Origin of the sequence: Geoalkalibacter subterraneus, from assembly GCF_000827125.1 — a bacterium.
Lineage (GTDB): Bacteria > Desulfobacterota > Desulfuromonadia > Desulfuromonadales > Geoalkalibacteraceae > Geoalkalibacter_A > Geoalkalibacter_A subterraneus.
The window spans coordinates 226542-242122 of record NZ_CP010312.1 but is presented as its reverse complement, the minus strand read 5'-3'; the positions used below and the strand labels follow the sequence as shown (position 1 = coordinate 242122).

Here is a 15581-nt window from a genome sequence, read left to right as displayed (position 1 = left end):
ACTATCGCGGACAATCCTGGACGAAGCACCGTCCGGCACCTTTTTCTTCCCTCTTTGGGGGCGTGGAATGTATCTATTCTGAAGCCATCGTACTATCGCGGATTTATGACGTACCATCGCGGACAACCCGTCGTACTATCTCGGATTCGAAACGTACTATCGCGGACGGTTTCGTATCATCGCGGACGTTCTGTCGTACCATCGCGGATCCTGAATGTTTTAATTTTTCTTTAATTTCAAAACCTTACTGACCGCTATCCACAGTATAACTGTCTTATAACTAAAACCTTTCTCTTCCAGGAGGATCTGGGTTGGCGCTTTGTGCCATCACCCTGCTGGCGGCTAAGCACAAAAGCCTTGTCTGGCTGCGTCCGATCTCAAATTACATAAAAAGCGTTACCGTATTATATTTTTACTATTGACTTTTTATTATACCCATGTTAGCATTTGACTCAATGGAGGTGAGAAATGAAAAATCTTGACTGGGTTCAGATTCAGGCAGATCGGCATAGAAGGCTGTTGCGTTTGCAGCAGGTCATCTCGAAAGAGATGTCTTCCGATCATCTCTATGCCGAGTCTGTTATTCGCTCCACGCTGAGAATGATCCGCAGACATCATGGGGCAGAAGCCGAGAAACAGACCCGCGACCAGTTCGGCCTGCACGAATTTGCGGCTTAACTTTTCTCTTGACAAACGAAATAAACGCCCTTCAATTTTCCGGGTTAATTTAAAAATATTTTAGGAGTTGTTTCTATGCGTTTTTTGGTTTCAGTCGTTTTTTTTGTGGTCATTTTTTCGGCAGCGTCTGCTTCCGCTCAAGTTTTTGATATTGTTGAGCAAAGAAAGCTCATCAAGGTCAGCGCCACCAACTCTGCGTCTTACGGCGCAACAAGCATTTCTCAGGGAGAAGACTGTTGGGTCTATGCCGGCGGGCGGGTTGATTTGCTGGAAGGGTTTCCCTGGGAGGACCATGTTAGAGTCAGGTATCAGCCGGCCATGGTCTTTTTGGACGGTGGCGAGATGGTCAATGTCTGGGCAAAGTTTCGCAGAGAGGATCTTGACCTGTGTCCGTCGGGGACAGAATTTAACGTCGAATCCCGCCTGGTTGATGCCTGGGAGCAGCGCCGTAAAATGACTGTGGCAATTAAAAGCTCTCGCACCGGAAGGGTGGTCTCGCGCGTGATGGAGCAGCGAAGAGAGGCTGCCCTGGTACGACTTCCTGAAACCTACTGTGCTACGATGCCACAAGCAAGTTTTTGCCAATAAGACAGTTTATTATGAGAAAGGAAAAATTTCTCAGCATCGTTACTTTTTATCTTTTCTTTTTATATACTATGTGAGAGGATATATAAAAATAAAGGTGATTTATGTTGACAGTTTTATACCACAACGATGCTGATGGCTTTGGGGCTGCCTATGCTGTCTGGAAGAGCATCAAAGGGCCCCAAAAGCGGTCCCAGGCAAGTTTTATCCCCGTTCAGCATGGGCAGGACTTGCCACGGATCGATGGGCGAACGAAAGATCTTGTCATTGTCGATTTTTGCTTTGATCTAGAAACCCTTCTGGAATTTAATGATCGCTTTCGGGTTTTGGTTGTCGACCATCACCGCAGCTCTCGTGAAATCCTGGAAGCTTTTGTTCGTGCCGGCGGACGGGCCGTTTTTGACGAACGACACTCCGGTGCTATTTTGGTCTGGCAATACTTTTTCAAAAACGACAAGGTGCCTGAAGTTCTTCAGTACGTCGAGGATCGCGACCTGTGGAAATTTCAATTGCCGGCATCCAGGGAAGTTAATCTTTATATCGAATCCATTCCTTTCGATTTTAATCTCTGGGACAGTTTTGACCTCTACAAGGCCAGGTTGGCCGGAGAGTCTATCCGCTTCTTTCAGTCCAAACAGATAAAAAAAGATGTCGAGAATATGCGCGAGATCTTCTTCGAAGGTCATCGAGCTGCCCTTGTCAATTGCTCGGCCAACACATCTGAAGTGGGAAATGAAATATTAAAGTCCAACTGGGACATCGAAATTTCCGTAATGTACTGCGACCGCCCGGGAGGATTCCGGGATTATTCCTTAAGATCAAGGCCTGGAGGTGTCGACGTCGCTTCGATCTGTCGCCGTTTCGGCGGAGGAGGACATGTATGCTCTGCAGGATTTTCAGTGTCTGGAGTCAAGGATCCTGTTTTTGAAGAAAACACCTCTACTAAAAAGGGAGAATGTGCCCCATGCCTATAGATAAGATGCCCGTTGTAACGGTAAAGCTTACGATCGCCCCAAAGTGGGCACGCCGGCAGAATTTTTCCATGTTTGGGCGCCCGATCGCTTCGCGATGGAAAAGAGACGCAGAGGTTGCTCTTGGAGACGGGGTGACCGTGCTCTCCGGAGGGTTTGGTCTTTCGGGAGGCAGCCGGCAATATCCTGCAATTGATCCGGAGGAAGGCACGGTTTTGCTGGTCAGGGATGTGGTTTATACCGCAGCTCGCGAAGCCATGGTGGAGGACCCGGAGTATGTCAGCATCCTAAGCCGCGAAGAAGAAAACCGCCGCCTTCTCGAAGACGAGGCCTCCTCCCTTAAGGAGAAGCTGGCCAGGATAGAAAAAGTCCTTTCGCAGATGCCGCCTTTGGGCGCAGAAGATAACAATAAGGAGAGAAGTCATGTCCATTAACCAGGTACAGATCGTTGCGCAGATTCTGGAGACCCAAGACGCTTTTTATAAGGAAGTTTTCCCGAATTTTCGAGTAGCATCGATGTTTGTGGTCAACGGTTTCCCTAAATTTTTTCATCACACCATTGAAGAAATTAAAGAAATTCTAAGTGATGCTGAGATTGAAAAAATAGCCAGTGCTCTTGAATGGAAAATGGGACCAGACTATGCACTCGACGGCAAAGATGTGCTCGAGGTCTGCCCGCAAGAGGTTGCTTCCAAAGTCAAAAAGCTCCCGCTCTTTGCGCTTTGCTGCCTGGAGCTGCTGGGTTTTATGCGCACGTCGAAAAGGCCTCGGGTGACAGAAGGGGTCGACCACATTCTGGCGACGCCTTCGATCGATGAGTGGGCCCGCGATTTTTATGCCCAGGCTTTCCCGTCGGTCAACTATGGAGTTGCCTTTATTATGGAGCGATTCCCTGAGTGGTACAAAAATGCCACGGACCTGTCTCAAGCTGAAAGGGATCTGGTTTGCAAGGCAATGCAGCAGGATATCGAAGGGTTCTCTTCGATTCTTTGCGGCAATATTTTGGATGAGGCGTTTGTGAGAGCCCGGGCCAACAATCTGCTCAGCAAAAAGGAGCAGACGCTGGCGGAAAAGATCTGCAAGATGGACTTTTTCAAAAAGTCTTGTCTTGCCGTCATGGGATCGGCGAAAATTCAGCGAAACAAGGTCATCTCCCCTAAAACGACAAGCTCAGTCGCTTCTTTCTTCAAAGAAGAGTTTGCAGGTAAAACCACTGGGGGGATCCTGTATGCGGCCGAATCGTTTCGCGCCCTTTTCCCGGCCTTGCTTGCCGAAGCGCTTGAGCCTTTTTCGAAGGAAGAAAAAAAGATCATACGCCAGGCGATGCAATATCACGGGCGCCCGGAGGGCCTGATGGCCGGCGCATTGATTATCCCGGCCATCCGCGGGCTGCTCGATGCAGAACAAAACCTTGGGCCCCAGGCAGATGTCGACCAGCTGGTCAAAAAAATCGAGAAGATGAGCCTTGTCCATAAAAGTTGCCTGGAGGTCTGGGGGTATTATGGCGCAGAGGCTTGAGCCGGGTTTGTGGAAGAAATTTTTCACTGTCTTTTTTGCGAGGCAACGATGGATCGAAGCACGAAAAAATTTCGAATATTCAATGGCGGACGTGACCCCCACCAGGGAAAGGGTAAAGACCCCGGAGACGGGGAGCGAAAAAACAAAAATGCCAATCAGTGTCCCCGCTGCGGGGTTGATCTGCCACCAGGCAGACGACTCTGCGGCGGGGCTTTTTGCAAGGACAAATTCCCGTGAAATGGGCTCTCACCTGTAGAAAATACTTTCTTCTCTTTTTTATTTTTCCGGGAGTTTTTCTCTCTTCTGTCATGGAGCACCCCGGGGGAGTCATCCCCTGGGTGCTGGCTTTGACCTGCGCAGGTCTTGGTTTTGGATTCTTGCTTGCGGCTTTGGTCAACCTGCGAAAGAACCGGTATTTTATTCTAAGCTGGGCGATGGCGCTATCTGCAACCGTTGTGCTGTGTGCGGCCGACAATTTTTCCTTCTCTGCAGTCAAGATGGTTGACTCCTGCTTTATTTTTTCCCTTAATATCTTTATTTTCGGGCTTTTAGGGCACTATTGCGACTTTCGGAAGCCCTCCCGCACCATCTCTGTTCACAACTTTTCCTCTAAATAACCCTCTTTTTCCCCCCTTATTTAAACGAACTTTCCCTTTTTGTTCAGATATCATTCTCGTTGCAAAATCCTCATAGCTCGAGAAACTAAGTTTTTCCGAGCGTTTTTTCACCAGAGTTCTGGCGGTTTTTGCCTTCCAGTCTCTTAATTGCGGCGAGGGATGCGAGATGTTTGGAGACATTGATCGTAGGGAAGAAATAAATTCGGATTCAAAAGATACTGATACAGGGGTCGATTTAAACAAGCTTTTTTTTCTGTGCATCCTCCCTGTAACTCTGGCCATTTTTGCCGGGGAATTCTTGATTGCCCTTTCCAAGGGGTATCGGCCGTATTCTTATTTCGGTTGGTCTCTCGATCCTCTTTTTATTGCCAGCATCACTGTGCCTACAGTTTACATCCTTCTGTTCATGCCGCTTTCCGGGCAATTCCAGAAGAGAAAGGCAATTGAGAAGAAGCTGATCAAGAATGAAAAAGACACCCGAAACCTGATTGATTCCCTGGAAGAGGGGGTCGTTCGGATTGATCTTGACGGGATATGCAGTTTTGCCAATCATGCCGCGGCCAAGCTCTTGGGATTTAAGGAGGTTGAGAGTTTGATCGGCATCAATATTCACAATCAGATCCATGCCGATCGGGAATCTGAACAGCTTTGCATTATTTGCAAAGTGCTGTCGCAAAGCGAGACCTGCTTCGAGGAAGAGATTACCCTTTATCGTTCTGACGGGACGTCTTTTCCCGCCGACTACAGGGTTTATCCTCTGTATAACGAGGATAGTATGGTTGGCGCCACGGTAATCTTTACCGATATCTCTGAGCGCCAAGCCCGCGATGAGCGTATCCGCCAGCTGGCGTTTTCCGACATATTGACGGGTCTGCCCAACCGGGAGACTTTCAACGACAGGCTTGCTCAGGCACTTCATACTGCGCAGCGCAAGGATTTTCACGTCGCGGTTTTTTATCTCGATCTTGATCGGTTCAAGGCGATCAATGACACCCTGGGACATGAGACCGGCGACATCTTGTTGCAGCAGGTTGGCGCAAGGCTTACGGAGTGTGTCAGAAAAAGCGATACGGTTGCACGGCTTGGAGGAGATGAATTTGTGATCATGCTCCCCTTTATTCGCTGCGTTGAAGATGCCAACAAGGTGGCCCGTAAAATCATGGCGTCTTTTGAAAAGCCCTTTGTCATCAACGGCAAGAAGGTGCATACGGCCACCAGTGTTGGAGTGGCAATTTATCCTCATAATGGAGAAGACATTCAGACTCTTGTCAAGCATGCCGATGCCGCCATGTACCACGCCAAGTCTCTTGGTCGTCAGAATGTTCAGTTTTTCTCACGCGAAATCAGCGCGCAAATCGAGAAGAAAATCGTCGTTGAGAATGATTTGCGCCTGGCCCTTGAGGGTGACCAGTTCGAGATGGTCTACCAGCCCTTGATTGATACCCGGGAGGGGCATGTCTGCGGCGTAGAAGCCCTCTTGCGCTGGAGGCATCCGTCGAAAGGGGTGATTTCTCCGGGTGATTTTATTGCCATCGCCGAGGAGTCCGGCCTGATTGTGCCGATCGGAGAGAAAATACTTCAGACGGTCTGCCTGCAGATCAAGCAGTGGCAACAAGACGGATATGAGAAAATGAAGGTGGCTGTTAATGTTTCAAGCAATCAGTTCAAACACCCCGATTTTATCAACGTCATTCGCCGGGTCCTGGTTTCCTCCAAGATCGATCCTGCCGGCCTTGAGCTTGAGATCACAGAGAGCACGTTGATGAATATCCGCGGGGATATTACCGAGATTTTGAACCAAATCAGAGACCTGGGCGTCTCCTTATCGATAGACGACTTCGGTACGGGCTACAGTTCTTTGAGCTATCTTAAACACTTCCCTATCGGGAAAATCAAAATAGATCGCTCCTTTGTTCGCGACATCCCCCAGGACACCAATGACTCAGCCATTGTCGAAACTATTATTGCCATGGGGCACGCGCTGGGCATCAAAACAATTGCCGAAGGAGTGGAAACGCTGGAGCAACTTGAATTTTTATGTGCAAGAAAATGCGACGAAATTCAAGGCTACTATTTCAAGCCGCCCATGTCTCCGGCGGATTTGGAGAAGTTTATGATCGAATGGAGCGAAAAACAATTAGAACGATGCCCTCCCTTATCAGAAAAAAGGAACAGACTTCGGTTAATTGAAAACTGAGTATTCCCTTTATTTTTTATTTTTTTTTATTTCTTTTTTTTGTAATTTGCTGTATTTTTTATACATGATATTTTCATGTTATCGGCGATGTTTGACATTGCGCTTAAAAAGAAGGGGAATTCTATGGTTCGACTACCGAAGGTTTTTTCCGCTCTTCTGGTCATCTCTCATGATGGGATTGCCAAACGAGGAGCGGATCTGGATGAGATGAAAAAAGCAAATGCCGCAAGTCCGTGGGATAAGCCCCGGTATGACAAGGAAAAAATGTCTGACCAGGAAGGAATGGTTCATGAAGCGGCCTTGACGGTACTGCAGGCATCTCATTCACTCGAAAAACTCTATGAAGCCTGCACCTATGCTCTGGAACATTGCAACGATCTGGATGTCCAGGAGAAAATAAGAGAAGCTCTTTTGTCCTGTGAACCGGCAAGTTCTCAACCCGGGGATCATTTGTGTTGAAGAAAGAATGACCTTGAAGAAATTGGATTTAAAATCTTTTTGCATCCTTCTTCTTTTTTTGGGATTTGTGTCTCTTTCGTCGCCCGATTATCGAGATCATTTCGATGTTATCGAATTAGAGCTTAAAAAAATCAATGGCATTCCAGGGCCGTCATTGTATGTAAGGGCTCCCTGGGATGATCTGATATATAAAGATCTAAGCTTTTTTTCTTTTACAAAGTCTTCAAGGACAGGAGATCTTGTCTCTGTAGGCTTTTTAAACTGGGTTTTTGTTCTGGATACCCGCTGGAGCTATCAACACACGGTGGAAAAACTGATTTAACCTGCCAGGAGGAATTTCAACCTGCTAAGCCTGCGTGAGTAGGTAGAAAGGAACATTTTCGAATTGGGTGATAAGAAAATCATAGGCCTTGGCGAAAAAATCCATAAAAAAGACTTGCTCCAGATAGCCTGTGAACTGTGGCAGTCGCCTAACTTCAAAAAACGGGGCCTTCTGCGCAGGAACCTGCTGCGTTATCTGGCGCAGAACCCGGAGGCTGATTTTTCAGAAGCCCCGCAGAATATCCAGGCAATCTTTGACTGCGCCCTCATCGATCTGGTTCATTCTCCTTTCGTGCCGTCGAAGAACAAGCTTCAGCCAAATACAGTGGTGCCCCTGGTTTTGCCGGTCTCTATCGCTGTGGATGAGGATATGTTTGAGCAATTCTTACCTCAAATCGCGTATCCTTTTTCACCCCGTTTTCTTGAAAAAATATTTTCCTATCTCTGCATCGAGGGAGAAAAGGAAAACGTCGCGATCTATGATCGTCTTTTGCAGCCCTTTGTTTTTTCGGAGTTGTGGGGCAAGCGCGCCGAGGAGTATTTGCTGCAAAGCGTTGAGAACAAAAAGGCCCAAAAGCCCCTGCCACGTATCGCTCAAATACCTCTGGGCAGCAGCGATTTTTGTTTTAAATCCAATTCGGGGCAGTATTTTATCCCCCGCACCCTGTTCGGCCTGACCTGGGGCGATAATTCCTGCGGCCTTATTGACGAGAGAATTTTTAGCTCCGATTCGGTTTTTTTGAGCAAGAGCTATGATGTCATCATGGCCATGGGGGATTTTCTCGAGGAGCAGATTGCAGCCGAATTCCCAGGAGTCCATCTGCATCTGGCCCCCGGATTTGTCCCCTACTCCGATGCCTATGGCATCTCTTTAGGATTCACCCTCTACAACGTCATCGACCAGCAGCTGGTCGAGATGAACGAGAGCATTGGGCATTGCGCAGGCGCCACACTTTCGTTTACCCTGGAATCGCTCTCGGCCCAGAAGGTAGAGCTTTGCGTAGATCTTTCCTACCCAGGAGAGAGAAAGAGAAGCTTTTGGCAGACCCGTTTCGAGATCGAGCCGTCAAGTCTTGACCCCCTTGATCTGATTCACCCGGTCTACGAACTTTTGTGCGAAGAAGAGATTGAAATCGAGATTTTAAGCCTTGACGATGAGGCGCGAAACGTAAACCTGGATAAATCGAAAGTGACCGACATTTCTTTTTATCGCAAAACAAAGACACGGACTAAGTAATTTTTCTTGTTTTTTTGTAAGTTTTGTTGTATAGTAAAAGAAAAAGAAAGGTGGTGAAATAAAGTGAATGATGATGGTTTTCCGGAAGTCCCTTCGATTGATCTCTCTGGAATGGATTTGACTGCACTCGGTCCCAATTTGCTACCTAACGCGTTTAACCTGGGTGTTTGTGAAGAGGATAAAATCACTGTCGCTAACGAAGAAAAACCAGAAAAACCAGACATCCTTTTAAGGGAAATATCGGTTCCCCACATCCCCAAGCCTTTATTGGCGGGGTTGTTGCTGGCAAGCCCTTTCGTGCTGCTTGTTCTGTTTTACGCCAAGCTTTTTCTAAGTTCCCTTTTTGGTTGATTTTGCCGCTAAGCTTTCTGTTTAGCGGCTTTTTTTATCTTCAAATCTTCTGAACACCTCTGTAAGAACACCGACAACCTCCCGACAAATTCCAGGCGCTTTGCTTTCTCGATTGCCGGCTACGTTGAGAACAAAGATGTCTTGCTCGCCCAGAAAATCCAAGATCTTCTCCTCCACACCCTGCTGGGATGGATCAACCACCAAGTATTTCTTCTCGAATTTGTCGCAGAACTCTATGGTTTTTGCCGTGCCGGGACTTTGGGCGTTGCGGGCGAAAATCAAGGTGGCATCGCTGAAATAGACATTGAGAAGAGTGCGGTCGTTGTAGTTGGCTGACGGGGCCTCAATCAAGCCGTAGGATTCAAGGACAGGCTGCGGGCCTTTTTCAGTCAAAAATCCTTTCGGGGCATAACCCGCAGTAGGAATCTGCGCTTTTTGCGCGGCAACCAGGGCGCCAAGATCAGCTCCGGTCTGTCCGCCGCTGATAATGATCAGTCCTTCGGCCGGACGAACCAGGGTCAAAAACTGCTGGGCTGCAAGCCCCTGTGTTTTTTCGTCAACTTCCGAAAAAATTATCGAATCCTGTGTTTGCTGCAGAAAAAAATCCCCTACCCTCGCCTTTATTGAACCGCGCAAAACAGCCAGTCCCGGCGGCAGAGAGATAAACGTCTTGTCGCACTGAGGACATGCCCTTTTCTCCCACCCGGCAGCGCCCTGACCGATTAACGGGTTTGTACATTCCGGGCAGGATACATTCATGTTCTTAAGCACTTCTTTATAATCTGTCTTCATGGGATTATTGTTTCATATTCTTTATATTTTGTCAATTCTTTTTGTATCACCCAAAAACCATCATTTTCTTTGAATAAGGCAGCGAAACGCCCTTTTTCGACAGCAAGCCTCTCTTTTTATTCTCTTATGATTGGTATCCGCGAAGTTTTTTATTGAGCGCGAAGGCTTGCGCCTTTTCGCTCACCAGGCGGGGCATCGCCTGGAAGGGGAGGCTGTGTAAGACCTGCCTCGTGCAGGCCGCCGCCGTCGATCCTTGGAATCCCGGTCGCTTCAGGGCCGTGAGGATGTCAAGGGTTTTTAGTTGTCCGATTTTCAGACGGAAGAGAATTTTAACGCGAAAGGAGAGGTAGTGATGGTGAAAAAGATGTTTGGCTGGGCGGCGGCAGTGCTGCTGTTGGCGGCGCCTGCATGTGTTTTGGCTGCAGGCAGTGCCGGCGGCGGGGATTGGCATTCCTTGTTCATTGGCGACGACGGCGAGCTTTATGCGGCGGGGGTCAATATGAACGGGGCTTTCGGCAACGGAGAGACAGGGTTTACTCAGGAGAGCTCTCCTGTTCTTGTTGAACTTCCCGAGAATCAAAAGCCCCTGAAGATCTTCAACGATGGGCTGGGTGCGGCATCCTACATTCTGGGGACTGACGGCAATGTCTATAGTTTTGGAGACAGTAGCTACATGCAGCTTGGACGCGAGGGCGATGCCGCCACCCCCGCCAGGGTAGAGATGCCTGAAGGTGTTTCGATCACGGATATGTCGGCGGGATTTGGTTATGCGGCAGCCATCGGCAGTGACGGCCAGGTTTATTCATGGGGCAATAACGACAGCGGCCAGATTGGGGACGGGACAAACAGCAGTCGCTTCTTTCCCACCAAGGCTCTTTTGCCCGAGGGGGTTAGCGCTCTTAAGATTGCGGCAGGAGATGATCACACCACGGTTGTCGGCAGCGACGGCAAGGTTTACTCCTGGGGCAGCAATGATTACGGGCAGCTGGGAAGCGATACTTCTTCGCGCACAACTCCGGGCGAGGTCTTCTTGCCGGAAGGGGTATCGATCTCTGACATCTCCGCCGGCCAGGACCATGTGATGGCTATTGGATCTGACGGCAAGCTTTATGCCTGGGGCGGAAACGGCCAGGGTCAGCTTGGTGACGGGACAACCGCCAGTCGCAGCGAGGTCGCCGAGGTTTCCCTGCCGGAGGGAATAAGCGTTATGAAAATTGCGAACTCAGCCCTTGGCAGTGCCGCGATCGGCAGCGACGGCAAGGTTTATCTCTGGGGATCGGTTGACGGCTATACCTCGTACTCGGTTCCACAAGCTATGGATCTTCCTGAAGGAGTCGTACCTTCTGATCTTGGCTCAACAGGGGCAGGCTTTCTTATTTCAGGTAGCGACGGTCAGCTCTACTCTGTAGGTGGAAATCGTTTCGGAGAGCTTGCAACAGGCGATCTGAGTTCGAAGAGCGTCCCCTTTCAAACCGGATTTTTTCTGATGCCTCAGCCTGATTCGGATTCCGCAAACAACTCATCTCCGGATGCGGGGTCTGGGGACGATCAGTCGCCAACCGAAGATGTGACGGGTAGTCATGGTTTTGAATTCAGTCCTCCGGAGAAAATGGATCCTGCGTTTGTGGTGGAGCCGGATACAGGGCGTGTCTTTATCATGATTGAAGCATATTAAAAAAGGGAAGTAGAAAATGAAACGATTAAAAGTGCTGTTTTTTTTAGGAGTCTTCTTTTTGTGGATCCCCGCAGCAGTGTTCGCTGGTCCATGTTCGGTGGAGGTCTATGATTCGAATGGTTTGGTAGGTCAGTGCGAGACGGTTGGCAATTATAACTACTGTCTGCCAACATTAGGAAATAGTTTTTACACCCAGTTCAACACAGAAACTTGCGAAATCACGGCAATCCCCTATTTTTCTACAACATCCCCTCTTCCTATCCCAGTTGGTGAAACTGGGGTCTATGTAAACGAAAGCCGGGGACAGTATTTTGAGTGGGTTAACACCAGTATTTCCGAGGATGCCGCCCAGCCCGAGGTGACGGGGGTCACTTTTGATGCACCGGCTGAAGTCGAAGTGCCTGTTTCAAGTATCAACCTGACTATCACCTCAATATCAGGAGGGGGCGATAGTCTTGAGTGTGCAGCGCTGAATAACGGGGCATTGCACGCAGGAGAGACGGCCGCATATCAGCCTTGCAATGAGGGGTCTGTTTTAACACTTGCCTTGAGTCCCTATGCGGGAGATGAACCCATAGAAAGAGTCCTGTATTCCGTTTTTGTCCGAAACACCGATGAGACTGGGGCGTTTAGCAGATCCGGTTCTTTAAGGCTTGTGGAGCCCGAAACGGAGGAGCCGATCGCCGAAGACCCTGTTTCTGGCGCCGACTCAACTTCCGGTTCTGGCGGAACAGGTTTTGAGTTCGCCCCGCCGGAGAAGGCCGATCCAGCCTTTACCCCCTCCGGCGAAGGCAATATTTTTATCTTTTTGGAAGCGATGTAGTCATCCCGAGCCTTGCACAAGACAATTGACATCCTCCCGGCCGTGAACAGACCGGGATTCCAAGGATCAACGGCTGCCGCCGGCCTCTTGCGAGGCTGGTCTTACGCGGCCTCCCCTTCCAGGCGATGCCCCGCCTGGTGAGCGATCAGGCGCAGGCCTTCCCGCTCGATGTTGATAGCAGCGTTTTTGTCCCGGTCGTGATGCGATCCGCACGACGGGCATTCCCAGGTCCGGTCCCGAAGCGACAGCTCCCGGTGGACATGCCCGCAGACTGAACAGGTCTTGCTGCTCGGGAAGAAACGGTCGATCTTGACCAACCGACTGCCGTTTTTCCGGCAATGATGGGCGAGAATGTCGACGAACTGGGCAAAACCCAGATCTGAGGCCTTCCGGCCCCAAAGGGATTTCATGCCGGTCAGGTTCAGATCCTCGATGCAGATCACATCGTATTTCCGGGACAGGGCGCGGGCGGTTTGATGGTGAAATTCCCGCCGCCGGTCGGCGATTTGCCGATGCAGTCGCGCCAGGGACAGTCGGGCTTTTTTGCGTCCGCCGCTCTTTTTCAGTTTCCGGGATAGCCGCTGGTTTGCTTTTTTAACCCGCTTGAGTTCCGATTTCAGCGGCTCGGGCATCTCGACCGTCGTTTCGTCGGAGCCGGTAAGAAACCTCTTCAGCCCGAAATCGAAGCCCGCAGTTCGACCTGTCGCGGCTCGGTTCGGAGAGGGTTCGTCCGTTTCGACGGAAAAGATGATCCAGAAGTCGCCGACGGCATCGCGAGAGATCGTCACGGTCTTGATCGTCCCGTCGATGTCGCGGCCGGCGTGGTAGCGATAGGCCGCCCCGCCGATTCGTACCTTGCCGGGAGAAAGGAGTTTCCACCCGGCCTGCTTCAACGTGAAGGAGCGGTACTTGACGCTTTTGCGGAAAGACGGCGGCCGCACCACCCGTTTCGACTTCTTTTCTTTCCGCAGCCGGCACGCCTTGAAGAACAGTTCGTAGCCCCGCTCGATCCGTTCGATCACGTCCTGAACCGCCTGGGAACCCAGATTCTTCCATTCCGGGCGGAGGTGATTGCGGAGATAGGCGATCCTGGACTTGAGCCGTTTCTGGTTCAAATGCTTCCGGTAGCGGCGGTAATACCGTTTGTGCAGGGCGATACAGTGGTTCCATATCTGCCCGGCGATACGCCGCTGCCGATCCAGACGCCGGTTCCGGTCGGCGTGATAGAGCTTATATTTGAACGCTTGACGTGCCATGGACATCATTATATCATTGGTCTATGAATACATCAACCGAGTTACGACATGGAAGAAGCTGTGTTTTTCAGCTTCATGTGCATTTGGTCTTTGTCACGAGATACCGGCGCGGCATCTTCTCGCCGTCTCATTACGACACCATGCGGGAGGTCTTCTCCAACGTCTGCGCCGACTTCGGCGCGGAGCTGATCGAAACGGACGGGGAGAAGGATCACGTTCATCTGCTGGTGAACTATCCGCCCACGGTCCCCGTCTCGAAACTGGTGAACAGCCTGAAGGGGGTCTCCTCGCGGTTGCTGCGGAAGCGGCACCCGGAGATCGAACAGCACTACTGGAAGGGCGGGCTCTGGTCGCCGTCCTATTTCGCGGCGTCCTGCGGCGGCGCGCCCCTGGGTGTTATCCGTCAATACATCGAGAACCAACGGGCCTGACGGCCCGGCACCTTATATCCCGGCCGTGAACTGACCGGGTTTTACGGTGCGTCAGATAAAAGAGCCACTCTGGAAGAAATTTTTCCTCCTGGAGTGGCTCTTTTATTTTCCCCTTGAAATAAGGTCGAATTTTCGCCTTTTTTGAAGGGTTGCACGCTTTAAATTAGGTTTACCCTGTGAGCCGTGGGAACCAACCCTCTTTCGGAGACTATAAATTTCATCCGAAAGAATGCGTTTGATGCGTCGGTTTTAAAAACAAATTCGAGAGGTTTTTGATGGCGAAAAAAAATTACATTCTGGACACCAATGTTCTTCTGCATGATTCCAAATCGATTTTTTGCTTCGAGGACAATACGGTTATTCTGCCGCTTGTCGTTATTGAGGAGTTGGACCGGTTCAAGAAAGAGAATTCGGAAATCGGCAGAAACGCCCGTCATGTGGCCCGAGAGCTTGACCTTTTACGCCAGAAGGGGAAGCTGACCAACGGTGGGGTTGATCTTGAAAACGGTGGCAAGCTTCGCGTTTTGTTTACCCCGCAGGAATCCGATCTGGTCAAAAATCTCCCTGACGCTCTGTCTCGAGATACCGCGGACAATCATATCTTAGCCTTGGCGTCGAAGATGGACCAGGAGCAGCAGGTGCCAACCATTCTGGTCACAAAAGACATCAATCTGCGCATCAAGGCGCACTCTTTGAATCTGCAGGCTCAGGATTACACAACGGACAAGGTTTCCTTCGATAAGCTGTTCCCGGGCTCGTTTGAAAGTCCGGCCTCCCCGCAGACGATTGATAAGTTCTACCGCGAAGGAAAACTTTCGATGGCTGATCTCTCCTTTGATGAGCAATCAGAGCTTCCCTTTTTCTATCCTCATACCTGCGCAACGCTGCACTGCGGACAGCAATCGGCGATTGGGCGCGTATGCTCAAAGAGCGATAGCATTGTGCCTCTTTGCAATGTCCCCAAGGAAGGTTTCTGGGGGATTTCTCCCCGCAACCGGGAGCAGAAATTTGCCCTGGATCTTTTGGCCGACCCTCAGATCCATCTGGTTTCCCTTGTAGGCAAGGCGGGGACAGGAAAAACCCTTCTGGCCATTGCCGCAGGGTTGCACCAGGTTGCAGACCAAGGGCTCTATCGCAAGCTTTTGGTTTCGCGCCCAGTTTTCCCCATGGGTCGCGACCTTGGATTTTTACCGGGGGAACTTGATGAAAAGCTTGCCCCCTGGATGCAGCCTATCTACGACAATGTTGATCTCTTGCTCAATGGCGTGCCCTGCGATGACGACAAGGATCTGCGCCGCGGAAAGGCGGCCGGCAATCAGAAGCGCCGCAGGGGGCATCAGGAGCTGGTCGAGATGGGCTGGATGGAAATTGAGGCTCTGACCTATATTCGCGGCCGAAGCATCCCCAAACAATACCTTATCGTAGACGAGGCGCAGAATCTTACGCCGCATGAAGTCAAAACCATTATCACCCGGGCCGGGGAAGGCACCAAAATTGTCCTTACCGGCGACCCCTACCAGATCGACAACCCTTATGTCGATGCGGAGTCCAACGGTTTGACCTATGTGGTGGAAAAATTCAAGGACTCCTCTTTAGCGGGTCATATCACATTATCCAAGGGTGAGAGGTCTGAGCTTGCCGAGGCGGCAAGCAATATCCTCTAAATTGCT

Annotated in this window: 17 protein-coding genes; 15 read left to right on the top strand and 2 right to left on the bottom strand. The window is 50.2% G+C overall.

The window, feature by feature from the left end:
• Nucleotides 1-468: 468 nt before the first annotated feature.
• The 11 genes from GSUB_RS17725 to GSUB_RS17675 all read left to right on the top strand — a co-directional run bounded on the left by GSUB_RS17725 (nucleotide 469) and on the right by GSUB_RS17675 (nucleotide 8934).
• A complete protein-coding gene (locus GSUB_RS17725; protein WP_040202983.1) occupies nucleotides 469-678 on the top strand; it encodes a hypothetical protein in 210 nt (69 codons plus the stop codon).
• A 75-nt stretch (nucleotides 679-753) separates the two neighbouring features.
• The gene (locus GSUB_RS17720) at nucleotides 754-1266 is read left to right on the top strand and encodes a hypothetical protein (protein WP_040202982.1); all 513 of its coding nucleotides are present in this window, start codon (nucleotides 754-756) and stop codon (nucleotides 1264-1266) included.
• Nucleotides 1267-1367: 101 nt separating this feature from the next.
• A complete protein-coding gene (locus GSUB_RS17715) occupies nucleotides 1368-2237 on the top strand; it encodes a hypothetical protein (protein ID WP_040202981.1) in 870 nt (289 codons plus the stop codon).
• Nucleotides 2228-2668: a hypothetical protein gene (locus GSUB_RS17710; protein ID WP_040202980.1), complete on the top strand. Its 441-nt coding sequence runs from the start codon at nucleotides 2228-2230 to the stop codon at nucleotides 2666-2668. The genes GSUB_RS17715 and GSUB_RS17710 overlap by 10 nt, the downstream gene beginning before the upstream one ends.
• Complete coding sequence (locus tag GSUB_RS17705; protein WP_040202978.1) at nucleotides 2658-3752, top strand: hypothetical protein; 1095 nt, start codon at nucleotides 2658-2660, stop codon at nucleotides 3750-3752. The genes GSUB_RS17710 and GSUB_RS17705 overlap by 11 nt, the downstream gene beginning before the upstream one ends.
• A gap of 338 nt (nucleotides 3753-4090) precedes the next feature.
• The gene (locus GSUB_RS17695; protein WP_144402129.1) at nucleotides 4091-4369 is read left to right on the top strand and encodes a hypothetical protein; all 279 of its coding nucleotides are present in this window, start codon (nucleotides 4091-4093) and stop codon (nucleotides 4367-4369) included.
• A gap of 166 nt (nucleotides 4370-4535) precedes the next feature.
• A complete protein-coding gene (locus tag GSUB_RS17690) occupies nucleotides 4536-6566 on the top strand; it encodes a sensor domain-containing protein (protein WP_052465140.1) in 2031 nt (676 codons plus the stop codon).
• A 123-nt stretch (nucleotides 6567-6689) separates the two neighbouring features.
• Nucleotides 6690-7025, top strand: a complete 336-nt coding sequence (locus GSUB_RS17685) for a hypothetical protein (RefSeq protein ID WP_040202972.1) — start codon at nucleotides 6690-6692, stop codon at nucleotides 7023-7025.
• 7 nt (nucleotides 7026-7032) lie between these two features.
• Nucleotides 7033-7347, top strand: coding sequence for a hypothetical protein (locus tag GSUB_RS19285; protein WP_144402127.1), 315 nt, complete (start codon nucleotides 7033-7035; stop codon nucleotides 7345-7347).
• Nucleotides 7348-7410: 63 nt separating this feature from the next.
• On the top strand, nucleotides 7411-8583 hold the full coding sequence (locus GSUB_RS17680; RefSeq protein WP_040202971.1) for a hypothetical protein: 1173 nt from the start codon (nucleotides 7411-7413) through the stop codon (nucleotides 8581-8583).
• Between the two features lie 63 nt (nucleotides 8584-8646).
• Nucleotides 8647-8934 carry a hypothetical protein gene (locus tag GSUB_RS17675; RefSeq protein WP_040202970.1) on the top strand — a complete coding sequence of 96 codons (288 nt, stop codon included), beginning with the start codon at nucleotides 8647-8649 and terminating at the stop codon, nucleotides 8932-8934.
• 21 nt (nucleotides 8935-8955) lie between these two features.
• On the opposite strand, the gene GSUB_RS18380 is transcribed toward GSUB_RS17675, so the two are convergent.
• The gene (locus tag GSUB_RS18380) at nucleotides 8956-9726 is read right to left on the bottom strand and encodes a putative molybdenum carrier protein (protein WP_052465139.1); all 771 of its coding nucleotides are present in this window, start codon (nucleotides 9724-9726) and stop codon (nucleotides 8956-8958) included.
• A 301-nt stretch (nucleotides 9727-10027) separates the two neighbouring features.
• Between GSUB_RS18380 and GSUB_RS18375 the strand changes: the two genes are divergently transcribed.
• On the top strand, nucleotides 10028-11401 hold the full coding sequence (locus GSUB_RS18375; RefSeq protein ID WP_144402125.1) for an RCC1 domain-containing protein: 1374 nt from the start codon (nucleotides 10028-10030) through the stop codon (nucleotides 11399-11401).
• A 16-nt stretch (nucleotides 11402-11417) separates the two neighbouring features.
• Complete coding sequence (locus tag GSUB_RS17660) at nucleotides 11418-12224, top strand: hypothetical protein (protein WP_040202969.1); 807 nt, start codon at nucleotides 11418-11420, stop codon at nucleotides 12222-12224.
• Between the two features lie 101 nt (nucleotides 12225-12325).
• On the opposite strand, the gene GSUB_RS17655 is transcribed toward GSUB_RS17660, so the two are convergent.
• Nucleotides 12326-13480 (bottom strand): RNA-guided endonuclease InsQ/TnpB family protein, encoded by a 1155-nt coding sequence (locus GSUB_RS17655; RefSeq protein WP_040203022.1) that lies wholly within the window; start codon nucleotides 13478-13480, stop codon nucleotides 12326-12328.
• Nucleotides 13481-13503: 23 nt separating this feature from the next.
• Between GSUB_RS17655 and tnpA the strand changes: the two genes are divergently transcribed.
• Both tnpA and GSUB_RS17645 read left to right on the top strand, forming a co-directional pair.
• Entirely contained in the window at nucleotides 13504-13911 is a 408-nt protein-coding gene (tnpA, locus tag GSUB_RS17650) for an IS200/IS605 family transposase (RefSeq protein ID WP_040202852.1), read from the top strand.
• A 275-nt stretch (nucleotides 13912-14186) separates the two neighbouring features.
• Entirely contained in the window at nucleotides 14187-15575 is a 1389-nt protein-coding gene (locus tag GSUB_RS17645; RefSeq protein WP_040202967.1) for a PhoH family protein, read from the top strand.
• Nucleotides 15576-15581 lie beyond the last annotated feature (6 nt).